Source organism: Achromobacter sp. 1L-A-4-B-C2 (assembly GCF_057291955.1).
In genome coordinates this window covers 1,210,169-1,231,699 of sequence record NZ_JBXAWP010000002.1, presented here as the reverse complement: position 1 = coordinate 1,231,699, position 21,531 = coordinate 1,210,169, and the positions used below count along the sequence as shown (strand labels likewise).

Sequence of the window (21,531 nt, the reverse complement as noted above, 5' to 3'; positions counted from 1 at the left end):
TGTAGCCGCAAACGCGCCGGCAGGCGCGTGATGCGGCATGATCAAGATGACTCAAGCTTTCCAGAAAGTCGCCGCCATACGCGGCATGAATGACGTGTTGCCCGGGCCGAGCGCCCGCTGGGAACAATTCGAGGAAATCGTGCGCGGCTGGCTGCGCGGCTACGGCTATCGCAACGTGCGTACGCCCGTGCTTGAGCATACGCGCCTGTTCACGCGCGGCATCGGCGAAGTGACCGACATCGTCGAAAAAGAGATGTACACGTTCACCGATGCGCTGAATGGCGAGTCGCTGACGATGCGCCCTGAAATGACGGCCGGCATCGTGCGCGCCTCCATCGAGCACAACCTGCTCTATGACCGCCCGCAACGCGTTTATTCGATCGGCCCGGTTTTCCGCCACGAACGCCCGCAGCGCGGCCGTTACCGCCAGTTCCACCAGATCGACGTCGAAGCCCTGGGCTTTGTCGGCCCCGACGTGGATGCCGAACTTATCGTCATGCTGGCCCGCCTGTGGAAGCTGCTGGGTCTGAAAGACGTGCGCCTTGAACTCAATTCGCTGGGCCAGCCCGCCGAACGCGCCGCGCACCGCGCCGCGCTGATCGAGCACCTGGAAAAGCACCGCGACATTCTGGACGAAGACGGCCAGCGCCGCTTGTACACGAACCCGCTGCGCGTGCTGGATACGAAGAATCCGGCCATGCAGGAAATGGCCAACAGCGCGCCGCGCCTGTTCGATTTCCTGGGCGACGAATCGCGCGCGCACTTCGAAGGCGTTTGCCAGCGCTTGACGGAAGCCGGCATTGAATACAGCCTGAATCCGCGCCTGGTGCGCGGGCTGGACTACTACAACCTGACCGTGTTCGAGTGGGTCACCGATCGCCTCGGCTCGCAGGGCACGGTGTGCGGCGGTGGTCGTTACGACGGTTTGATCGAACTGCTGGGCGGCAAGCCCGCTCCCGCCGTCGGCTTTGCCATCGGCATGGAACGCCTGCTGGACCTCTGGGAACAGAGCGTTCAGTTGGACGCCCCTGCCGAATGCGACGTGTACGTGGTGCATCAGGGCGAAGACGCGCAGCGCCTGGCGGCCCGTGTGGGCGAGTCGCTGCGCGATGCCGGCCTGTCCGTGATCGTGCATGCCGGTTCGGCCGGCTTCAAGTCGCAATTCAAGCGCGCTGATGCCAGTGGCGCCCGCGTTGCGGTTATTCTTGGCGCCGACGAAGTCGCATCGCAGACCGCCAGCGTCAAATATTTGCGTGCGGATGCCCAAGGCGACGCGGCGCAGCAGCAGGTCCCGCTTGCGGATCTGGCTGCGGTACTGAACAACAAGGGTTAAGGCATGGCATACGATCTCGAAGAACAGGAAAAGCTGGACGCCATCAAGGCGTGGTGGGCTCGATACGGCACGCTGGTCGTGACGCTGTTTGCGGTGGTGGCGCTGGCCTGGGGCGGTTGGTGGGGCTGGAAGGCCTATGAATCGCACCGTGCCAACCAGGCCATGGGCTACTTCGAAGCGCTGGAAGATGCGGCACGCCTGGGCGGCGCCGATTCGGCGGTGCGCATCAAGACGGCGGCCGCCACGCTGCGCGAGCAGTACCCGGCCACCGGCTATGCCGCGCGCGGCGCCCTGGTGGCGGCTCAGGCCCTGCAAGCCCAGAAGGACGAAGCCGGCGCGCGTGAGCAGCTGGAATGGCTGGCGGCGCAAGGCAAGAATCCGTCAATGCAGGCCGTGGCCCGTCTGCGTCTGGCCGGCATGCTGCTGGACCAAAAGCAGTTTGATGCAGCGCTTGCCCAATTGAACAATCCGCCGGCTGCCTTTGCCGCCTTGTTTGCTGACCGTCGTGGCGATATTCTCGCCGCGCAAGGCAAGCGCGATGAAGCGCGTGCGGCCTGGCAAAGCGCCATTGATGGCTTGGGCACGGCGAATCCGCTGACCCAGGTTGTGCAATTGAAACTGGATGCCCTGAGCGGAGCGTAACTGTAATGCGTAAATTTGCACCTGGTCGTACGTGGCGTGGCGCGGTCTGCCTGGCAAGCTTGCTTGCCCTGGGCGGCTGCGGTTTGTTCTCCCACGATGACGGCCGATACGATCCCGCCCCGCTGACCGAATACAAGGCCGGCATGTCCGTGCGCCAGATCTGGTCCACGTCGATCGGCAGCGGCTCGGGCCTTGGCTTTGCGCCCACGGTGCTGGGCACGGCCGTCTACGCCGCCACGCCTGATGGCTCGGTCGGCAAGTTCGACCTGCAAAGTGGCCGCCCGTTGTGGAAGGCCAAGACCGAAGGCAAGCTGTCCGCCGGTGCCGGCAGCGACGGCACCACGACCGCCGTCGCCTCGCCCGATGGCGACGTGATTGCGTTCGACGACACCGGCAAGGTCAAGTGGAAGGTCCGCGCGACCAGCGACGTCACGATCCCGCCGGTGGTGGGCTATGGCATTGTCGTCGTGCGCAGCGGCGACTATCGCATTCAGGCGTTCGACGCCAATAGCGGCGAACGCGTCTGGAACGTGCAACGCCCCGGTCCGTCGCTTGCCTTGCGCAGCGTGTCGCAAATGGTCCTGGCCGAAGGCCTGGTGATCACTGGCCTGCCTGGCGGCAAGCTGATGGCAATCGCGTCCGACAGCGGCAACGTGCAATGGGAAGGCACCGTGGCTACGCCGCGCGGCGCCAGCGACCTTGAACGCCTGACCGACGTCGTCGGCACGCCGCGTATCACGGGCAACCTGCTTTGCGCAGTCGCCTACCAAGGGCGTATCGTCTGCTTTGACGTGACCGCCGGCGGCCGTCCGTTGTGGGCCAAGGACTTCTCCAGCGTCAGCGGCATGACGCTGGATGACCGTTTTGCGTACTCGGCGGATCAAAATAGCGTTGTCAACGCGTTTGCGCTGGATAATGGCGGCAATGTGTGGAAGCAAGCGGCGCTGAAGAATCGCCAGCTGACCGCCCCGGCCATGCTGGGCGGCGCGCTTGCCGTGGGCGACCTGGAAGGTTATCTGCACTTCCTGTCGCGTAGTGATGGCAGCCTGATGGCCCGGCTGTCCGTGGGTGGAGGCGCCGTCGTTTCGCCGCCGCAAACCACCCCCCAAGGTGTGCTGGTCCAGACGGGCAATGGCAATCTCGTCATGATCGGCGCCAACTAAAAACCTATAGAACAAAGCCTTACACCGTGTCTTTCAAGCCTGTCGTTGCCCTGGTCGGTCGCCCCAATGTGGGGAAGTCGACCCTTTTCAACCGCCTGACGCGATCGCGCGCCGCGCTGGTGGCCGATTTTTCCGGCCTGACCCGCGACCGCCATTACGGTGAGGGCAGGGTAGGCGAGATCCCGTTCATCGCTATCGATACCGGTGGTTTCGAACCCGTCGCCAAGGACGGGATCCTGCTGGAGATGGCGCGCCAGACCCGGCAGGCCATCGCCGAGGCTGACGTCGTGGTGTTCCTGGTGGACGCTCGCGCCGGCCTGAACGCCCACGACCACCAGATCGCCCAACTGCTGCGCAAGTCTGGCCAGCAGCGCGTGCTGCTGGCGGTGAACAAGGCCGAAGGCATGGGCTTGGGCCCCGCCATTGCCGAATTCCACGAACTGGGCTTGGGCCAACCCTTTCCGATTTCGGCGGCGCACGGTGACGGCATCGTCGACCTGATCGAACTGGCCCTGAAGGACCTGGCCGAACCGCCGGCCGAAGACGAGGCGTTCGAAGAAGGCGAGGGCGAGCACGATCACCGCATCAAGCTGGCCATCGTCGGTCGTCCCAACGTGGGCAAGTCGACGCTTATCAATACCCTGATGGGCGAAGAGCGCGTCATTGCGTTCGACTTGCCCGGTACGACGCGCGACGCCATTGAAATCGACTTCGATCGCGATGGCCGCCGCTACACGCTGATTGACACGGCCGGCCTGCGCAAGCGCGGCAAGGTCTTTGAGGCTGTCGAGAAGTTCTCGGTCATCAAGACGTTGCAGGCCATCGAGGCCAGCAACGTCGTGTTGCTGATGCTGGACGCGCACACCGAAATTTCCGAGCAGGACGCCCACATTGCGGGCTTCGTGCTGGAAACGGGTCGTGCCGTGGTGGTCGCCATCAACAAATGGGACGGCCTGGACGGCGAGGAAAAGGAACGCATCGAACGCGAGTTTCAACGCAAGTTGCGGTTCCTGTCGTTCGCGCGCATGCATACCATCTCGGCGCTGCGTGGCCAGGGCATCAAGCCGTTGCTCAAGTCCATCAACTCGGCGCACGCCGCGGCGTTCGCCAAGCTGTCCACGCCGAAGCTGACGCGTGAGCTTCAGGCCGCTATCGAACAGCAACAGCCGCCGCGCAAGGGTATCTTCCGCCCCAAGATGCGCTACGCGCACCAAGGGGGGCAGAACCCGCCGCTGGTCGTCATTCACGGCAATGCCCTGGATGCCATCCCCGATTCGTATCGCCGCTATCTGGAAACGCGTTTCCGCAATGCGTTCGATCTGGCCGGCACGCCGCTGCGCATCGAATTCAAGTCGTCGCACAACCCCTACGCGCAGGAAAGCTGATCCATGAGCCGTTTCTGGAGTCCCGTGGTCGGGACGCTCAGTCCGTATGTCCCGGGCGAGCAGCCCAAGCTTCAGAACCTGGTCAAGCTGAATACCAACGAGCACCCGTACGGGCCGTCGCCCAAGGTGCTCGAGGCCATCCGTGCGGCCGCTGACGACACGCTAAAGCTGTATCCGGATCCGGCTTCGGACCGGCTGCGCCAGGCAATCGCGACCACCGTCGGCGTGCAAGCCGACCAGGTCTTCGTCGGCAATGGATCCGACGAGGTGCTGGCGCACGCATTTCTTGCGCTGCTCAAGCACGACAAGCCGCTGCGCTTTCCCGACATCACCTACAGCTTCTATCCGGTCTACTGCGGCTTGTACGGTATCGAGTACGAAACGGTGCCGCTGGCGGCGGATTTTTCCATCAATGTCGACGACTACCTGCCGGGTGCAAACGGACAGGCAGGCCCCATCATCTTCCCCAATCCCAATGCGCCGACCGGCCGGGCGCTAAGCCTGGCCGATGTTGAGCGCATCGTGGCCGGCAACCCGGAGTCTGTTGTGGTGGTGGACGAGGCCTATGTGGACTTCGGCGGGGAATCCGCGGTGGGCCTGGTGGCCCGCTATGACAACCTGTTGGTCGTGCAGACGCTGTCCAAGTCGCGCTCGCTGGCAGGGTTGCGCGTTGGTTTTGCCGTGGGCAGCGCCGAACTCATCGATGGCCTTGAGCGCGTAAAGAACAGTTTCAACTCCTACCCGATAGATCGCCTGGCGTCGGCCGGCGCAGTAGCGGCATTGGAGGATACAGAGTACTTTGACAAGACTCGCCAAGCCGTGATCGAAACCCGGTCGCGGATGACGGCGGGCTTGCAGGCGTTGGACTTTGAGGTTTTGCCGTCGGCCGCGAATTTCGTGTTCGCGCGGCATTCTTCAAAAGACGCTGCGGGCCTGGCCGCCGCCTTGCGCGAGCGCAGCATCATCGTGCGTCATTTTCGTCATGCTCGCATCGATCAGTTTTTGCGCATCACTGTGGGCACTGACGAGCAGGTCGACCTGCTTTTGAAGGCGCTTGAAGAGGTCCTGAAAGCGTGATCTTCAGGGGCATTTCAGCTTGAAATTTCTGGTGTCACTTTTGCTTCCTGGCCAAGTAGCACGGGCCGGGAAAACCCTGTAGAGTAGATGTTTCGGTGTGCTCCACCAGCACAAGAAAGCACATCATCACTCAATAACAAACAAATGGAGCCTGGCCAATGAGCAATAAAGGGCAAACTCTGCAAGATCCGTTTCTGAACACGCTGCGCAAGGATCATGTGCCCGTGTCGATCTACTTGGTAAACGGCATCAAGCTTCAAGGGCAAATCGAATCTTTTGATCAGTACGTGGTGCTGCTGCGCAATACGGTTACGCAAATGGTTTACAAGCATGCCATTTCCACCGTCGTTCCCGCGCGCGCCGTCAACTTTCAGGTGGAAGTCCCTGCTGAATAATCTCGCTCCAGCTGTACCTTTTTTTGCCCGCCTGACGGTTGACGTCGGCGGGCATTTTCGCTTTGGCTCCAATATGGTGCATGTATGCGCGCTCTGATTATCAGCGTGGACCTGGGTGACCCGGACCACGCTGCCCACGCCGAAGAATTCACCATGCTGGCCAAGGGTGCGGGCGCGGAAGTCGTCGGTACGCTGACTGCTCGGCGCGATCGCCCCGACGCCAAGTTCTTCATCGGCTCGGGCAAAGCGGACGAAGCCGTGGCGATGGCGCAAGCCTTGCTGGCTGATATCGTTCTTTTCGACCAACCTTTGTCGCCAGCTCAGCAACGCAACCTTGAACGCGCCTTCAATCTGCGTGTGGTGGATCGCGTGGCCCTCATTCTGGACATTTTCGCGCTGCGCGCAAAAAGCCACGAGGGCAAATTGCAGGTCGAGTTGGCGCAGTTGCAGCATCTGGCCACGCGGTTGACCCGCATGTGGAGCCACCTGGAACGTCAACGCGGCGGTATCGGGATGCGCGGTCCGGGCGAATCGCAGCTTGAAATGGATCGCCGCATGATTGGCGCCAAGGTCAAGACGCTGCGCGAGCGGCTTGATCGTGTCGAGCGCCAGCGGGTAACGCAACGGCGCGCCCGGGCCAGGGGCGGTGCGCTGTCGGTGTCGCTGGTGGGGTACACCAACGCCGGCAAGTCCACGCTGTTCAATGCGCTGACGCGTGCTGACAGCTACGCCGCCGACCAGCTGTTCGCCACGCTGGACACGACCACGCGTCGTATCTGGATCGATGGAGCTGGCTCGGTGGTGGTGTCGGACACCGTCGGATTCATCCGCGACCTGCCTCACGGCCTGATCGCCGCGTTCCGCGCAACACTCGAAGAGACTGTTCACGCCGATCTGCTGCTGCATGTGGTCGACGCCGCCAGCCCGCAGCGCGACGAACAGATATTTGAAGTCAACAAGGTTCTTGCCGAAATCGGAGCCTCCGCGATTCCGACCATTCTGGTATACAACAAGATTGACCGGGCGGGTTTGGAACCCCGGGTGGAGCGCGATGCACATGGTACGATTGCGCGAGTATTTGTAAGCGCCACCGAGCGCGCCGGTCTGGATGCGTTGCGCGGGGCAATTGCGGAGACCGGACAGATTGTGGGAAACAATGCCGCGAATTATCAAACTCTTCAATCTGAATGACCCCGGTTGGGGTCGTGGGAACAACAATGGCTCCGAGCCGCCGCCGAAGCGGCCTCAAGGCAATGGAGACGGCCCACCTGACCTGGACGAAGTCTGGCGCGATTTCAATAATCGCATCGGCTCCTTGTTCGGTCGCAAGGGCGGTGGCGGTGGCAACAATCGCCCCGGTAACCGAGGCGGCATGACGCCGCCATCGCCGCGCGGTACGCGCATCGGCCTGGGCGTCATCGCCCTGGTCGCGGCGGGTATCTGGCTGGCCAGTGGCTTCTATATCGTGCAAGAAGGCCAGGTCGCGGTTGTGACCCAGTTCGGCAAGTACAAGAGCACGTCGCAAGCTGGCTTCCAGTGGCGCTTGCCGTATCCCATTCAAAGCCATGAAATCGTCAACGTGTCGCAACTGCGCACGTTCGAAGTCGGTTTCCGTGGCGGTTCGCGCAATAAGGTCCTGCCTGAAGCGCTGATGCTCACGACGGACGAGAACATCGTCGATATGCAGTTCGTCGTGCAATACCGCCTGCGTGCCGACGGTGGCCCTGACTATCTCTTCAAGACGCGCGACCCGGACGAATCCGTCCGCCAGGCCTCTGAAACGGCGATGCGCGAAGTCGTGGGCAAGCAGTCGATGGACTTCGTCCTGTACGAAGGCCGTACCGCTGTCGCCACGCAAGTGCAGGCCTTGATGCAGCAAATCCTGGATCGCTATCAAAGCGGTGTGCAGGTCAGCACCGTTGCCATCCAGAACGTGCAGCCGCCCGAACAGGTGCAAGCCGCCTTCGACGACGCCGTCAAGGCAGGTCAAGACCGCGAACGCCAGATCAACGAAGGCCAGGCCTACGCCAACCAGGTCGTGCCATTGGCCAGCGGCCAGGCATCGCGCATGACCGAGCAGGCTGAAGGCTACAAGGCCAAGGTGGTGGGCGATGCGCAGGGTAATAGCTCGCGCTTCACCAGCATCCTGGGCGAATACGAAAAGGCGCCGCAAGTCATGCGCCAGCGTATGTACCTGGAAAGCATGCAAGACATCTTCACGCGCGCCAGCAAGGTCATGGTCGACACCAAGAGCAACAACAACATGTTGTATTTGCCTTTGGACAAAATCATGCATCTGGCTGCCCAGGACGCCAGCAAGTCCAGCGTCGGCAACCCGGGTTCGCCTGCGTTGATCAGCCCGCCAGTCCAACCGCCGTTGCGTAGCAACGCGGCGCCGGCGCCCCAGTCTTCCGGCAGCAGCAATAGCAACACGCTGCCCCGCGACCGCACGTCGCGCTAACCCGGAGGATTTCTGATCATGCAACGTTTTATGCCCATCCTGGTCGGCCTGCTTATCGTGCTGGCTGCCCTGTCGTCATGCGTCTTCGTCGTGCGCGAGCGCGACTACGCCCTGGTGTTCTCACTGGGTGAAGTGCGCAAGACCATTAATGAACCCGGCCTGTACTTCAAGGCGCCGCCGCCGTTCCAGAACGTGGTGACGCTGGACAAGCGCATTCTGACCATCGAAACCAACGAAGCCGAACGCATCCAGACTTCTGAAAAGAAGAACCTGCTGATCGATTCCTACGTGAAATGGCGTATTGCGGACCCCCGCCAATACTACGTTTCGACGGGTGGCAACGAGCGCGTCGCACAAGAGCGCCTGCAAGCGCTGATCCGCGACGCCTTGAACGCTTCGGTCAACGTGCGTACCGTGCGTGACGTGGTTTCGACCGAACGCGACAAGATCATGGCCGAGATCCTGACCAACGTGGCCAAGCGCGCCGAGCCCCTCGGCGTGCAGATCGTCGACGTGCGTCTGCGCCGCATTGAATTCGCGCCCGAGATTTCGGAATCGGTGTACCGGCGCATGGAAGCGGAGCGTACGCGCGTCGCCAATGAGCTGCGTTCCATTGGTGCCGCCGAGGGCGAGAAGATCCGCGCCGAAGCGGATCGCCAGCGCGAAGTGATTGTGGCTCAGGCTTACGCCACGGCGCAGGGCATCATGGGTGAAGGCGACGCTGCCGCCGCTTCGATCTATGCCCAGGCTTACGGCAAGAATCCGCAGTTCTACACGTACTACAAGAGCTTGGAGGCTTACCGCGCTTCGTTCTCGAAGCCGGGCGACGTGCTGGTGGTCGACCCCAGCTCCAGCTTCTTCCAGTTCATGAAGGACCCGGCGGGCGAAGCATTGGCGCCGGTCACCGTGCCCGCCAAGTAAGTCGCCACGCGCCTTGCACACTGAAAACCCCTTGGAAGTCCAAGGGGTTTTTTATTGCTGCAAGAGACCTTGAGGGCTGGGCTGCGGCGCTTGTTCGAACAAGCGGGGACGGCTTTCGGCCCTGATAATCCCGGCTGGCGCTGCCGGCCGACTCATGTACAATACCGCGTAAGCTAGAAAACATTCCGCAGCGGCTGAGCGGGCTTACGCCCCCTCAGCCGCTTTTTCGTTTGGGCGACGCCCACGCATCACTTGGCGTTATTCAGGTAAACATTCATGGGTAACTGGTTGCTGCCCGAGAGCCTTGCCGACGTACTTCCGGCAGAGGCCCGGCGCATCGAGGAATTGCGCCGCGAACTTCTCGATTTGTACCGTACATACGGCTTCGAGCTGGTCGCGCCGCCCCTGGTCGAATACATCGATTCATTGCTGTCCGGCACCGGTAGCGATCTGGATCTGCGCACGTGCAAGCTGGTTGACCAGCTGACGGGTCGCACGCTGGGTGTACGGGCCGACATGACTCCTCAGGTCACGCGCATTGATGCGCACTTGTTGAACCGTGCCGGCGTGACGCGCCTGTGCTATTGCGGCAACGTGCTGCACGCTCGCCCGGCGGACCTTCTGTCCAGCCGCGAGCTTCTGCAGATCGGCGCCGAGATTTACGGCCATGCCGGGTTTGAAGCCGATCTGGAAATTATCCAGCTCGTGTTGGAAACGGTGGCAATCGCCGGCGTGCGCAACCCCCGTCTGGACTTGTGCCATCCGGGTGTGGTGCGCGCCATCGTCGAATCCGACCCTGCCGCCGTCGCTTTGGCCGAAGATGTCATCCGTCTGCTGCGCGAGAAAGACGTGCCAGGGCTGGGTGAACTGGCCGAAAAGGCGCCCGGCATGCGCGAAGAAACGCTGAATGCGCTGAAGTTGCTGCCAAATTTGTATGGTGGCCCCGAAGTGCTGAAGAACGCACGTCGTGACTTGCCTTTGTTGCCTGGCGTGGCGGCGGCGTTGGATGCGCTGCAGGCTCTGGTGGATGCGATGCCCAACGTGGCATTCGGCGTCGACCTGGCTGATGTGGGCGGCTATGGCTACCACTCCGGCGTCAAGTTCGCGCTGTACGCCGAAGGGTGGCACGACGCGCTGGTCAGCGGCGGACGCTATGACGATGTCAGCCGAGCATTCGGGCGCGCCCGTCCCGCCACGGGCTTCAGTCTGGATTTACGCAAACTGGCGGCGGGTTTGCCGCCAGCAGAGCGGGCGCGTGCGGTTCGCGCGCCCTGGGGGCAGGCCCCCGCCTTGACCGAGGCGGTTCGCCGTCTGCGCCGGTCAGGGGAAATTGTCGTTCAGGTATTGCCCGGTCACGAGCAGGATCAGGACGAATTCGTTTGCGATCGCGAGCTGGCGCTGCAAGATGGTGCCTGGACGGTCAGAACGCTGTGACTAACTCCCTCTTGGAAACGAGAGGGCCGCGGGGAGATTTCCGGATTTCCCGAGAAACTCGATATTGATTCGTAACATGAGCAAGAACGTAGTCGTAATCGGCACCCAGTGGGGTGACGAGGGCAAAGGCAAGATCGTCGATTGGCTGGCGGAATCCGTCCAAGGCGTGGTCCGCTTCCAAGGCGGTCACAACGCCGGCCATACGCTGTGGATCAACGGCAAGAAGACGATTCTTCGCCTGATCCCGTCGGGCATCATGCATCCCGGTGTCACCTGCTTTATCGGCAATGGCGTCGTGCTGTCCCCGGAAGCCCTGCTCAAGGAAATCGAAGAGCTGGAAGCCGCCGGTCTGGACGTGCGCTCGCGCCTGCAGATTTCCGAAATCTGCCCGCTGATCCTTCCTTATCACGTGGCCATCGACAAGGCGCGCGAAGCGCGCAAGGGCGAAGGCAAGATCGGTACGACCGGTCGTGGCATCGGTCCGGCGTACGAGGACAAGGTTGCCCGCCGCGCGCTGCGCGTGCAGGATCTGTTCAACCCGTCGCTGTTTGACGAGAAGCTGGCCGAAGTCCTGGATTACCACAACTTCGTGTTGACCAAGTACCTGGGCGCCGAAGCGGTTTCCGCTGAGGAAGTGCGCGATCAGGCCATGGCCCTGGCTCCGGCCATTGCTCCCATGGTCAAGGACGTGTCCAGCAACCTGTATGCCATGCAGCAGGAAGGCAAGCGCATCCTGTTCGAGGGCGCGCAAGGCGCATTGCTGGACGTCGACCACGGTACGTACCCCTTCGTCACCAGCAGCAATTGCGTGGCTGGCGCGGCGTCGGCGGGTGCGGGTGTGGGTCCGCAGCAGCTGGATTACGTGTTGGGCATCACCAAGGCCTACACCACCCGCGTGGGTTCGGGCCCGTTCCCCACGGAGCTGGTCGACGAAATCGGCACGCGTCTGGCAACCATCGGCAAGGAATTCGGATCGGTCACCGGCCGTCCGCGTCGTTGCGGCTGGTTCGACGGCGCTGCGCTGAAGCGCTCGGTTCGCCTGAATGGCATTTCCGGCCTGTGCATCACCAAGCTGGACGTGCTGGATGGCCTGGAAACGATCCAACTGGGCGTCGGCTACCGCGTCAACGGTGAATTCCGCGATGTGCTGCCTTACGGCGCGCACGCCGTTGCGCAAGCGCAGCCGGTGCTGGAAGAATTGCCGGGCTGGTCCGAGTCCACCGTTGGCATCACCGAGTACGACAAGCTGCCCGCCGCGGCCCGTCGCTACCTGGAGCGCGTTGCCGAAGTTTGCGGCGTGCCGATCGACCTCGTGTCGACCGGTCCGGATCGCAATGAAACCATTGTCCTGCGTCATCCCCTGAAGGGCTGATCGGGTTAATATTCCAAAGGCCGCCGCCGGTCTCATACCGGCGGCGGCCTTTTCGTATTTTTAAGCAGGAGATGCTTACCTATGAGCGCACCGACCAATGATGAGAGCCATCTGTGGGTGACGTGGGACGATTACAACCGGCTGATCGAGCGCCTGACCTTGCAGGTGCACCAGTCGGGATGGAAGTTCGACAAGATTCTTTGCCTGGCGCGCGGCGGTATGCGCGTGGGCGACGTTATGTCCCGTATTTTTGATGTCCCGCTGGGCATTCTGGCCACCAGCAGCTATCGCGAAGCCGCCGGCACCAAGCAGGGCGACATGGACATCGCGCAGTTCATCACCATCACGCGCGGCACATTGTCCGGGCGGGTGTTGCTGGTGGACGACATGGTCGACACCGGCAAGACGTTCAGCAAGGTCTACGACCATCTGAAGAGCCAATTCGCCGACATCACGGAATTGCGCAGCGCCGTCCTCTGGTGGAAAGGGCATTCCCAAGCCACGCCCGACTATTACGTCGAGAAGCTGCCGACGAACCCCTGGATTCACCAGCCGTTCGAGGATTACGACAGCCTGCGACCACATCAGCTGGAAGCGTGGATCCGCAAGGGTTACAAGAGCTGAGCTCGGTCGGTCTGAAGTCCAAGGCAGGAAAGGAGGGATGCATGTATGCGTCAAGCGTCCCTCCTAGTAGTCAAAGCGGGCATGACCATGCTAGAATCGCTGGTTATCGCTAAACCGAACTTGGCTTGTTACTCTTTGGGTAGTCTTTGGGTAACGGAAACAGCCAGCGGAAATCCGAGAAATACGTAAAAAACGGGCAAGAGTGGGTACGCATCAGTACTGCTAAAGCAGCGCTGCATGTTTTCCCGCTACGTCGTTTTTCGAGAACTTGGGTTGCGCTTTCAAGGTTCCTCGTTCCGCGGTTATTGGTTACCGCGGACCTGGACCCGCGCAGCGTTGCTGGTAAGCAAGCCAGGTTTGTCATCAACTTTTGTTACCCTACAAGCAGGCCAATCACTTTATGCCTATCGTTCGACTGAAGGAAAACGAACCGTTTGAAGCCGCTCTGCGCCGCTTCAAGCGCACCATCGAAAAGACCGGTTTGCTCACCGAGCTGCGTTCGCGCGAGTTCTATGAGAAGCCCACGGCCGAGCGCAAGCGCAAGCACGCCGCCGCCGTGAAGCGCCACTACAAGCGCATTCGTAGCCAACAACTGCCCCCGCGCCTGTATTGATTTTTGATTCCCGAATCTATTGATTCCAGAATCATTCATCCAGGATCTACTCGCCCGAGTCGACGTCGTCGACGTAGTCGGGCGATATGTGCAGTTGCGAAAGGGTGGGGCCAACTTGCTTGGCCTGTGCCCCTTTCATAACGAAAAAAGTCCGTCTTTCACTGTCAGCCCCACCAAGCAGTTTTATCACTGCTTCGGCTGTGGAGCCCATGGCAGCGCCATCACATTCCTGATGGAACATACGGGTACCAGTTTCCCCGAAGCCGTGCGCACGCTCGCGGCTTCGGCGGGAATGACGGTCCCGGAAGAAAATCGCAGTCCACGTCAGCAGCAGGAAACCGCGCGCCGCAAGGCCGAGGAGTCCCGCCATACGCAGGTGCTGGATGCCGCCCAGGCGCACTACCTGAAACAGTTGCGTGCCTCTCCGGCCGCCATCCGCTACCTGAAGCAGCGTGGCCTAACGGGCGAAATTGCCGCGCATTTCGGCTTGGGGTGGTCAGGAACCGACCGGCACGGCCTTGCGCAGGTCTTTCCCAATTACGACGACCCCACGCTCGTGGAGTCGGGGCTTGTCATCGAATCTGAAGATGGGCGCCGTTATGACCGCTTTCGCGAGCGCGTCATGTTTCCGATTCGCAACGCGCGAGGCAGTCTGATCGGGTTTGGCGGTCGCATCATCGGCAAAGGCGAACCCAAGTACCTGAATTCTCCCGAGACGCCGCTTTTCTCGAAGGGCCATGAGTTGTACGGCCTGTGGGAGGCGCGCCAAGCCATCCGCCAGGAAGGCCAGGTGATCGTGGTCGAAGGTTACATGGACGTGGTCGGGCTGGCGCAGCAAGGGATCGCCAACGCGGTCGCGACGTTAGGCACGGCAACGACGCCGGACCACGTCAAGAAGCTGCTGCGCGCCAGCGACAAGGTGATATTCAGCTTTGATGGTGACGGCGCTGGTCGGCGTGCCGCATGGCGCGCGCTGCAAGCCTGTCTGCCCGTTCTGCGCGACGATATCGCGATCCGTTTCCTGTTCTTGCCGTCCGAGCACGATCCGGATTCGTACGTGCGGGAGCTGGGCGCTGAAGCCTTCCGCGCATGCCTGGGCGACGCTGTTGCTCTGTCCCGATTTTTGCTGGACGAGTTGGCCTCGCGCCACAACATGAATGAAGCGGAAGGCCGCGCCAGTTGCCTGCACGAGGCCAAGCCTTTGCTGGCAGCGATTCCGGAATGCGCCTTGCGCGTCCAGATCGAGCGCGAAATGGCCAAGCTTGTGCAACTGACCCCAGAGGAAATGTCGCAGATCCTGGCGCAGCAGCCGGCCAAGCCTTTTGCCCCGCCTGGCGCGGCGAAAGCCAGCGCAGGCGAGGCCGGTGCACCGTCCGGACATTCGGGTTCGGATCAGGACGGCGGTCACTCCGATATGGGGTATGACTTTGCCGGCCATGATTTCCACGATATTCCCGCCGAAGAGCCCGACTTTGCCGATTACGGGCATTTTCCGTCGGCGGGTGGGGATGCGGCGGCGGGCTCCGGCCAACGATCCGGCGGGAAGCCCGAATGGAAGAGCAAAGGCGATTGGAAAGGCAAAAGCGACTGGAAGGGCGGCAAGGGCAACTGGAAAGGGCGCCGGGACAATGATGTCGGCGGCTTTGAGGGGCGCCGCACCATGCCGTCCCTGGCCAAGCGTCTGCTGGGGCTTTTGCTGGCTCACCCCGAACTTGTCGACTCGATGGGCGATCAGCAACTTGAAGTCATCGATCATGGCCCCCATCTAGGTTTGGTACGGGACTTGATCATGCTGGCTCAGTCCAGCGGCGCGCGCCATGTCGGCGCCCTGTTGGAGGCAGCCGAGCCCGATTCGGACCTGGCAACGGTCCTAAAGGGGCTGCGCGCGGACATCCTGTCTCAGGAAGATTTGCCGGATCCGCAAACCGAGTGGGATGACGCCTTGCGGCGCATTGAATTTGATTCAGCGAAGCTTGAAATGGCCAAACTGGCGGCGACGGGTCTGTCTACCGAGGAAGCTCGGAAGCGCTATCTGGAGCTGTCCAGCCGATTGGCGGTGTTGAAAGGTGCTGGGATACGGTAAATGCGCTAAAATCAAAGGTTGTCCGCTGGCAAGGGCCATGCGAAGCTGTGTAGTTCCGAGAGTGGTGCGACCATCGAGCATAGTCTTGGAGACTATAGCCTTGGAGCATATAGCCTTGAAGCATAGCCTTCCGACCGTAGCCTTGCATTTTATGCATCGATGCTTGCAGCGCAAAGATTCCTGAAATATTTCTGAATCCTAAGACGACTTGGCCCGAGAGCGCTCGTGCTGAAGGATGCGTCCAAGCCGGCGGAATCAATTTCGGCTAGATGAATCTAATAGATTTTCGCCGTCTTTGCTTGAAGCGGTTTGGCAGGAAGTAAGGCCCGCAGGACGGTGCAGGCAGGACGGCATCGCAGGCGTGCATGAATGTGCAGTGCAAGACGTAGTGATGAATCGTAGTGATGAAGATTGATGCGAAAGCAGTATTGAGAAAGACCGAAGTACATCAAAGGTACTTGTTTTAAGTGATTTTATGGCCGACGGCTGGAGCCGAAGGCTGAGCGGTGAATCAGGCAGTTCAGCGGTGAGCATTTTTGCGTAGCGTTAGTGGTCTGGGTGCTGTGTCTACATAGCTGCTAGGGGCAACCGTCCCCATAAGCAAGCAAAGCCTATTTATAGGCAGGCAGCCCCCCCGACGCCCGGAATCCGCCGCAGGATGAGGTTATGCACGTTAAGCGCCCGAACGGTATTGCACCGGCAAGGCGCCAAGCGGGCTCGCAAGAGCTGGCGCTGCGAACAACGCAGCCGCGTGATCTTGGCCGGTTTATCTGTTTTACCCGTATCTGCGTCGCGCTGGGCCACCGTCCAGGGTGAACCAGCGCGGTGCAACATGCCCAAACGGGTTGCGACGACCACGGAAGCGACTATGACCAAATCCACCGGCAAATCCTCCTCTGCAATTGATGCGGCTGAAACTCAGGCCCCCGCGGCCAAGCGTGCCGTAAGCATGGCGGCGGAAAAAGCGCCCGCCAAGACGGCGGTGAAGGTCGCCAAGCCTGCCGCCAAGACGGCTGCCAAAAAGGCAACCAAGACGGCCGCGGCTGACAAGCCCGAAAAAGTGACCAAGGCTCGCGCCAAGAAGGCTGAGGACAAACTCGCCGACTTGGTCGGCGGCAGCGCGCCTCGTTCGGGTCCGGTACCCAGCGGCCGCCGCCCGGGCCGCCCCGCCAAGAACGCCAATAACGACGGCGATGGTTTCGACGACACGATGGACGGCGAAGGTGAAGTGCTGCCTGACCTGAAGCCGCCCAAGCGCGGCGGCAAGCGCGGCAAGGCAGATCCCAAGGATCTGATCGCGCGCGGCCCTGTCACGCCTGAAGAATACGAAGCTCGCCGCAACCGTCTGAAGCAGCTCATCAAGCTGGGCAAAGACCGCGGCTACCTGACATACGGCGAAATCAACGACCATCTGCCTGACGACCTGGTCGACGCCGAAGCCATTGACGGCATCATCAGCACGTTCAGCGACATGGGTATCGCGGTCTACGACCAGGCCCCCGACGCCGAAACGCTGTTGATGAGCGAGAACGCCCCGGTTGCGTCCAACGACGACGATGTCGAAGACGAAGCCGAGGCCGCGCTCACCACCGTGGATTCCGACTTTGGCCGGACCACCGATCCCGTGCGTATGTACATGCGCGAAATGGGCTCGGTTGAACTGCTGACGCGCGAAGGCGAAATCGAAATCGCCAAGCGTATCGAAGACGGCTTGAAGCACATGGTCATGGCCATTTCGGCCTGCCCGACCACGATCAACGAAATCCTGGCCCACATCCTGCGCGTGCGGGAAGGCCAGGCGCAGATCGACGAAGTTGTCGACGGCCTGGTTGATCCGGAAGACGGCGAAGAATACGCCGGCGCCGGTGTGACCGCTGACGAAGACGAAAGCGATGACGGCCCCGCGGGCGGGATGTCCAGCAAGCAGCTGGAAGACCTGCGCGTGAAGGCGTTGGCCAAGTTCGACGAAGTGGGCAAGCAGTTCGACAAGATGCGCCTGTCGTACGAGAAAGACGGCTACAAGTCGGACATCTACGTGCGCGCGCAGGAATCCATCCAGAACGAACTGATGGGCATCCGCTTCACCGCGAAGATGGTCGAGAAGCTGGCTGACACGTTGCGCAACCAAGTGGAAGAAGTACGCCAGCTCGAACGCGCCGTCCTGCACACGTGTGTGGACCGTGCCGGCATGCCGCGCACGCACTTCATCAAGGTCTTCCCGGGCAACGAAACCAACCTGCAATGGGTCGTTGACGAAGTCAGCGCCGGCCATCCTTACGCCGAAACGCTGGAACGTCAGATTCCCGCGGTGCAGGAACTGCAGCAAAAGCTGATCGACCTGCAAACGCGTGTCGTGCTGCCGCTGAAGGACCTGAAAGACGTCAACAAGCGCATGGCCACGGGCGAAGCCAAGGCTCGCAAGGCCAAGCGCGAAATGACCGAGGCCAACCTGCGTCTGGTGATCTCGATTGCCAAGAAGTACACGAACCGTGGCCTGCAATTCCTGGATCTGATTCAGGAAGGCAACATCGGCCTGATGAAGGCCGTGGACAAGTTCGAGTACCGTCGCGGCTACAAGTTTTCGACGTACGCCACGTGGTGGATTCGTCAGGCCATCACGCGTTCCATCGCTGACCAGGCGCGCACCATCCGTATTCCGGTTCACATGATTGAAACGATCAACAAGATGAATCGGATCAGCCGTCAGATTCTGCAGGAAACGGGTGCTGAGCCGGATCCCGCGACCCTGGCGCAAAAGATGGACATGCCCGAGGACAAGATCCGCAAGATCCTCAAGATCGCTAAAGAACCGATCTCGATGGAAACGCCGATCGGCGACGACGATGATTCGCACTTGGGCGACTTCATCGAAGACACCTCGACGCTGGCGCCTTCGGACGCGGCTTTGCATGGTTCCATGCGTGATGTGGTCAAGGAAGTGCTAGACTCTCTGACCCCGCGTGAAGCCAAGGTTCTGCGTATGCGTTTCGGTATCGAAATGAGCACCGACCAGACCCTGGAAGAAGTGGGTAAGCAGTTCGACGTGACTCGCGAGCGCATCCGCCAAATAGAGGCTAAAGCGCTGCGCAAGCTGCGTCATCCCAGCCGCGCCGATAAGCTGAAAAGCTTCCTCGAAGGGCAGTAATCGTTTCCTGGGCCTCTAGCTCATGCCTGGTTAGAGCAGCGGACTCATAATCCGTTGGTGCCGAGTTCGACTCTCGGGGGGCCTACCAAGAAAATCCTGAGTAATCAGGTACGTACAGCCGCCAGCAATGGCGGCTGTTTCGTTTTTGGAGCGAAGAGGGGCCTTCAGTGTGTGCAGAATATGTGTCATTGAGAAACAGCGATATCTTTGTTGCCGTTAAGCGCCCATAGTGGCTGCGGGAATATTTTTTCCCTGTACATCTAGGACATACATTGAAGATAGAAACTGGTATCGTGAAGTGGTTCAACAACGACAAGGGCTACGGCTTTATTTCGCCGGAACTGGGTGGTAAAGACCTCTTTGCGCATTACTCGGAAATTCAGGGTGACGGGCACAAATCTCTTGAAGAGAACCAGCGCGTTTCTTTCGTCGCCGGCCAAGGACAGAAAGGTCCTCAGGCGACCATGATCAAAGCGATTTAATAACCTGTTTGCCCGCTGTCAGGCGGGCAGGTAGGTAGCAAGCTGCGGGGCCGAATCCATTGGAACAATGGATTCGGCCTTTTTGTTTGTGAGGCCGGTCTAGCGTTCGCTCTTGGGCTAACACGGGGGCTAACACCAGGGCCAACAGACCAGATCTTGTGAATCTTGGCTGATTCTTTGTGCAGCCAAGGCGGGTATGCGGAAAGGTATGCGGCGGCCCCGACAAAAGCTATGGGCTTTGCCGGGGCGTTCGCAGTCTTCATTGTGCAAAAGTCATACGGATATGGCCTTTACCGCCTCGTTCGGGAGCGTGTGGAACGCCCCCTTGCCTTTTCAAGGTCGGTAACTGCTGAAGGCACATCCATATGGTGGGTTTCCGTGGGCTTATCTAATGCCTGCGGGCGTCGCCTGCCTATTCATTCGGATCCGGGCGCATGCCTCTCGCTTCTTGCAACGCTATCTCTGCGCAGAACGCTCGGATCATCGTTATGCAAAGCTCTTTGTCGGCTTCGGAGAGCGCCCGGAATTCGGCGGGCGGGAAATCGGGATAGGGCCATGTGTTCATTCAGACACTCTAGCAACGGGATTCGCTTCTGTATCGTCTGAAGCCCGGAACTAGGACTGATTGACGGGTCTATGCGCGGCGCTCCGGGGCTTGTGGCCTTGCCTTTTCAGCGCGGGGCCATTCCCTTGCGAAGCTTGTCAGGAGCCTCCAGCAGCGAGGCCGCCAGGCTGTCGCGCTCTTGCACACAGGGCTCGTCGCACAGACTTTTGACGAAATCATCGTACAGTTCGCCCGTCACGCCGGCGGGCCGCTTGAAGTCTCCCGATAGTTGATAGGCGCGCAGGATCACCGACCTTAGGCGCTTGACCTCCCAAAGCAGCGAGATCACGTCGGAGTTCCAGGGTTGACGCTCGCGGATCGTCCGGAGGTCGTCTAGGGTGAGGGGGGCTTTGAACGTCATGGCGAAAGACACTGTTTATATATCCAGTATATTCCACCAGAAACGGGGTCATTTCACGGCGTCGGCAATTAGTTTCAGGGCCGGATAGGCGCCCAGAAGGTCACGCGTCTCTTCCGGAGGCGCGCTCAGCCAGTCTTGGTACGAACCTTCCGACAGGATCACCACCATCCGCTTTTCCTCGTTTGGCCGGTGGTATCGACTGAACAGCGGATCGTCGTCGGCGTTGATGGTCAGCATTGTGTAGCTTTCGTACAGGTGGCCCGCGGCGTCGCGCCACCTGTCCCAAAGCCCGGCGATGCCTAGCGGCATGCCGTCGGCACGGCTGATCCGAGTCGGAACGGCCGCGCCTGATCGCCAGTCGGGTTCGAAGATGGCTTGGGCGGGGATGATGCAGCGTTGCGCGCGGCGCCAAGCGTTGCCGAACGTGTATGACTTTGCTGCGGTTTCGCTACGAGCGTTGAAGGTGGACAATTTGGCGGCTTTATCCACCGCATCCGGGCGCGTCGCCGCCGAGATCAGGCCCCATCGGCCGATGACGGCCTCTCGTTCCGGCACCGCTTCATCACCTGAATCCCACTCTTTCGGCCGGCGGACAAACAAGCCTTCGTAACGGGGCCACATGTCGTACTTCGTGCTGACGGAAGGGGCGCGAACGCCGAATTTCTGCAGCAGCAATTCTGCGTCTTTCAGCGTCTGATAGTGGGAACACATGCGTGCCTCGATGGCTGAAAAGTCGACGCCAAAACGGAAGAGCGCCCCAGCTCAAGATGAGTCTGAGGCGCTCCTGCCCGGCTTCGCACGCGATGGGTGTCAGACAGCCCGGCAACTCAAATCTACTGCTGGAAAAAACGACCGGCAATAGGGAAAACCCCAAAAGAATTAGCGGGTTACAAGATCTCGGTCTTACGCAGCTCATTCCGCTCTGAACCCCGTTATGACCGTCCGGCGTTAACGAATTTTTTGCCCGCTGTGGCGCTCTTCCAACGCGTCAAGGCCCGGGGACACATTTGCCCACCTCGGCTTGTGCGAATTGTGGCGCCTGAGTGCGACGTCGACACTGACGCCTACTTTCAATGCAGCGGAGAGCAGAAATGTGGAGCAGTCGAAAACGTCAGCTTGGGCAGGGCATGACCGAATACATCGTCGTCGTAGCGCTTGTGGCGGTCGCGGCGATCGCCGTCTATCAATACTTCGGACAAGTGGTTCGCTCGCAAACCGCCGCGATGGCGCGCGAGCTGGCCGGAGAAGACGGCGGGACGCAGACGCGCGCGGCGCAGCAAGCGGCTCAGAAGGCGGGCGCGCAGGCAAAGGCCCGCTCGTTGAAGTCTTTCACCGGCAATGCGACGGAAGCGAAGTGAAGATGTTTACTCGTACGCCAGAGTCCCTTCAACATGGCCAGGCCCTGGTGCTCGGCATGGTCGTTGTGTCAGTGGCTG

General features: G+C 60.9%; 19 protein-coding genes and 1 tRNA gene. 18 read left to right on the top strand and 2 right to left on the bottom strand.

The features are described from left to right. Nucleotides 1-46 precede the first annotated feature (46 nt). The 17 genes from hisS (at nucleotide 47) to AC0Z35_RS12930 (ending at nucleotide 19,130) form a co-directional block, all read left to right on the top strand. The gene (gene hisS, locus AC0Z35_RS13010) at nucleotides 47-1,333 is read left to right on the top strand and encodes a histidine--tRNA ligase (protein WP_120157424.1); all 1,287 of its coding nucleotides are present in this window, start codon (nucleotides 47-49) and stop codon (nucleotides 1,331-1,333) included. A 3-nt stretch (nucleotides 1,334-1,336) separates the two neighbouring features. Then, nucleotides 1,337-1,975, top strand: coding sequence for a YfgM family protein (locus AC0Z35_RS13005; RefSeq protein ID WP_046803682.1), 639 nt, complete (start codon nucleotides 1,337-1,339; stop codon nucleotides 1,973-1,975). 5 nt (nucleotides 1,976-1,980) lie between these two features. Next, on the top strand, nucleotides 1,981-3,138 hold the full coding sequence (gene bamB, locus AC0Z35_RS13000) for an outer membrane protein assembly factor BamB (protein WP_046803681.1): 1,158 nt from the start codon (nucleotides 1,981-1,983) through the stop codon (nucleotides 3,136-3,138). 26 nt (nucleotides 3,139-3,164) lie between these two features. Then, complete coding sequence (gene der / locus AC0Z35_RS12995) at nucleotides 3,165-4,523, top strand: ribosome biogenesis GTPase Der (protein ID WP_046803680.1); 1,359 nt, start codon at nucleotides 3,165-3,167, stop codon at nucleotides 4,521-4,523. 3 nt (nucleotides 4,524-4,526) lie between these two features. After that, nucleotides 4,527-5,600 carry a histidinol-phosphate transaminase gene (gene hisC / locus AC0Z35_RS12990; RefSeq protein WP_485132097.1) on the top strand — a complete coding sequence of 358 codons (1,074 nt, stop codon included), beginning with the start codon at nucleotides 4,527-4,529 and terminating at the stop codon, nucleotides 5,598-5,600. A gap of 158 nt (nucleotides 5,601-5,758) precedes the next feature. Beyond that, nucleotides 5,759-5,995, top strand: coding sequence for an RNA chaperone Hfq (hfq, locus tag AC0Z35_RS12985; protein WP_006218585.1), 237 nt, complete (start codon nucleotides 5,759-5,761; stop codon nucleotides 5,993-5,995). Nucleotides 5,996-6,079: 84 nt separating this feature from the next. After that, nucleotides 6,080-7,186 carry a GTPase HflX gene (hflX, locus tag AC0Z35_RS12980; RefSeq protein ID WP_046803678.1) on the top strand — a complete coding sequence of 369 codons (1,107 nt, stop codon included), beginning with the start codon at nucleotides 6,080-6,082 and terminating at the stop codon, nucleotides 7,184-7,186. Further along, a complete protein-coding gene (gene hflK / locus AC0Z35_RS12975; RefSeq protein WP_485132096.1) occupies nucleotides 7,152-8,456 on the top strand; it encodes an FtsH protease activity modulator HflK in 1,305 nt (434 codons plus the stop codon). Before hflX ends, hflK begins: the two co-directional genes overlap by 35 nt. A gap of 18 nt (nucleotides 8,457-8,474) precedes the next feature. Continuing rightward, nucleotides 8,475-9,377 (top strand): protease modulator HflC, encoded by a 903-nt coding sequence (gene hflC / locus AC0Z35_RS12970; protein WP_046803676.1) that lies wholly within the window; start codon nucleotides 8,475-8,477, stop codon nucleotides 9,375-9,377. Between the two features lie 276 nt (nucleotides 9,378-9,653). After that, a complete protein-coding gene (locus AC0Z35_RS12965; RefSeq protein WP_046803675.1) occupies nucleotides 9,654-10,811 on the top strand; it encodes an ATP phosphoribosyltransferase regulatory subunit in 1,158 nt (385 codons plus the stop codon). Nucleotides 10,812-10,887: 76 nt separating this feature from the next. Next, complete coding sequence (locus AC0Z35_RS12960) at nucleotides 10,888-12,183, top strand: adenylosuccinate synthase (protein WP_485132095.1); 1,296 nt, start codon at nucleotides 10,888-10,890, stop codon at nucleotides 12,181-12,183. An 81-nt stretch (nucleotides 12,184-12,264) separates the two neighbouring features. Beyond that, the gene (locus AC0Z35_RS12955) at nucleotides 12,265-12,807 is read left to right on the top strand and encodes a phosphoribosyltransferase (RefSeq protein ID WP_046803673.1); all 543 of its coding nucleotides are present in this window, start codon (nucleotides 12,265-12,267) and stop codon (nucleotides 12,805-12,807) included. A 400-nt stretch (nucleotides 12,808-13,207) separates the two neighbouring features. Further along, nucleotides 13,208-13,420 (top strand): 30S ribosomal protein S21, encoded by a 213-nt coding sequence (rpsU, locus tag AC0Z35_RS12950; protein WP_006218592.1) that lies wholly within the window; start codon nucleotides 13,208-13,210, stop codon nucleotides 13,418-13,420. A gap of 19 nt (nucleotides 13,421-13,439) precedes the next feature. After that, the gene (gene dnaG / locus AC0Z35_RS12945; RefSeq protein WP_104145705.1) at nucleotides 13,440-15,503 is read left to right on the top strand and encodes a DNA primase; all 2,064 of its coding nucleotides are present in this window, start codon (nucleotides 13,440-13,442) and stop codon (nucleotides 15,501-15,503) included. Nucleotides 15,504-16,371: 868 nt separating this feature from the next. Then, nucleotides 16,372-18,648, top strand: coding sequence for an RNA polymerase sigma factor RpoD (gene rpoD, locus AC0Z35_RS12940; protein WP_046803671.1), 2,277 nt, complete (start codon nucleotides 16,372-16,374; stop codon nucleotides 18,646-18,648). Between the two features lie 9 nt (nucleotides 18,649-18,657). Then, nucleotides 18,658-18,736, top strand: a tRNA-Ile gene (locus AC0Z35_RS12935). Nucleotides 18,737-18,926: 190 nt separating this feature from the next. After that, nucleotides 18,927-19,130, top strand: a complete 204-nt coding sequence (locus AC0Z35_RS12930; protein WP_172616244.1) for a cold-shock protein — start codon at nucleotides 18,927-18,929, stop codon at nucleotides 19,128-19,130. A 671-nt stretch (nucleotides 19,131-19,801) separates the two neighbouring features. On the opposite strand, the gene AC0Z35_RS12925 is transcribed toward AC0Z35_RS12930, so the two are convergent. Both AC0Z35_RS12925 and AC0Z35_RS12920 read right to left on the bottom strand, forming a co-directional pair. Beyond that, nucleotides 19,802-20,095, bottom strand: a complete 294-nt coding sequence (locus tag AC0Z35_RS12925; RefSeq protein WP_046803669.1) for a hypothetical protein — start codon at nucleotides 20,093-20,095, stop codon at nucleotides 19,802-19,804. A 48-nt stretch (nucleotides 20,096-20,143) separates the two neighbouring features. Beyond that, nucleotides 20,144-20,806, bottom strand: a complete 663-nt coding sequence (locus tag AC0Z35_RS12920; protein ID WP_120154648.1) for an SOS response-associated peptidase — start codon at nucleotides 20,804-20,806, stop codon at nucleotides 20,144-20,146. A 380-nt stretch (nucleotides 20,807-21,186) separates the two neighbouring features. Between AC0Z35_RS12920 and AC0Z35_RS12915 the strand changes: the two genes are divergently transcribed. Further along, a complete protein-coding gene (locus AC0Z35_RS12915) occupies nucleotides 21,187-21,453 on the top strand; it encodes a hypothetical protein (protein WP_046803667.1) in 267 nt (88 codons plus the stop codon). Nucleotides 21,454-21,531 lie beyond the last annotated feature (78 nt).

Excerpts from the sequence above, each read along its gene's own strand:
- hfq (WP_006218585.1), top strand. The coding sequence starts at position 5,759 with ATGAGCAATAAAGGGCAAACTCTGCAAGATCCGTTTCTGAACACGCTG.
- hflC (WP_046803676.1), top strand. The coding sequence starts at position 8,475 with ATGCAACGTTTTATGCCCATCCTGGTCGGCCTGCTTATCGTGCTGGCT.
- AC0Z35_RS12915 (WP_046803667.1), top strand. The coding sequence starts at position 21,187 with ATGTGGAGCAGTCGAAAACGTCAGCTTGGGCAGGGCATGACCGAATAC.
- AC0Z35_RS12925 (WP_046803669.1), bottom strand. The coding sequence starts at position 20,095 with ATGACGTTCAAAGCCCCCCTCACCCTAGACGACCTCCGGACGATCCGC.
- hisC (WP_485132097.1), top strand. The coding sequence starts at position 4,527 with ATGAGCCGTTTCTGGAGTCCCGTGGTCGGGACGCTCAGTCCGTATGTC.
- bamB (WP_046803681.1), top strand. The coding sequence starts at position 1,981 with ATGCGTAAATTTGCACCTGGTCGTACGTGGCGTGGCGCGGTCTGCCTG.
- AC0Z35_RS12955 (WP_046803673.1), top strand. The coding sequence starts at position 12,265 with ATGAGCGCACCGACCAATGATGAGAGCCATCTGTGGGTGACGTGGGAC.
- hisS (WP_120157424.1), top strand. The coding sequence starts at position 47 with ATGACTCAAGCTTTCCAGAAAGTCGCCGCCATACGCGGCATGAATGAC.
- AC0Z35_RS12965 (WP_046803675.1), top strand. The coding sequence starts at position 9,654 with ATGGGTAACTGGTTGCTGCCCGAGAGCCTTGCCGACGTACTTCCGGCA.
- hflX (WP_046803678.1), top strand. The coding sequence starts at position 6,080 with ATGCGCGCTCTGATTATCAGCGTGGACCTGGGTGACCCGGACCACGCT.
- rpoD (WP_046803671.1), top strand. The coding sequence starts at position 16,372 with ATGACCAAATCCACCGGCAAATCCTCCTCTGCAATTGATGCGGCTGAA.
- rpsU (WP_006218592.1), top strand. The coding sequence starts at position 13,208 with ATGCCTATCGTTCGACTGAAGGAAAACGAACCGTTTGAAGCCGCTCTG.
- AC0Z35_RS12920 (WP_120154648.1), bottom strand. The coding sequence starts at position 20,806 with ATGTGTTCCCACTATCAGACGCTGAAAGACGCAGAATTGCTGCTGCAG.
- hflK (WP_485132096.1), top strand. The coding sequence starts at position 7,152 with ATGCCGCGAATTATCAAACTCTTCAATCTGAATGACCCCGGTTGGGGT.
- AC0Z35_RS13005 (WP_046803682.1), top strand. The coding sequence starts at position 1,337 with ATGGCATACGATCTCGAAGAACAGGAAAAGCTGGACGCCATCAAGGCG.
- AC0Z35_RS12960 (WP_485132095.1), top strand. The coding sequence starts at position 10,888 with ATGAGCAAGAACGTAGTCGTAATCGGCACCCAGTGGGGTGACGAGGGC.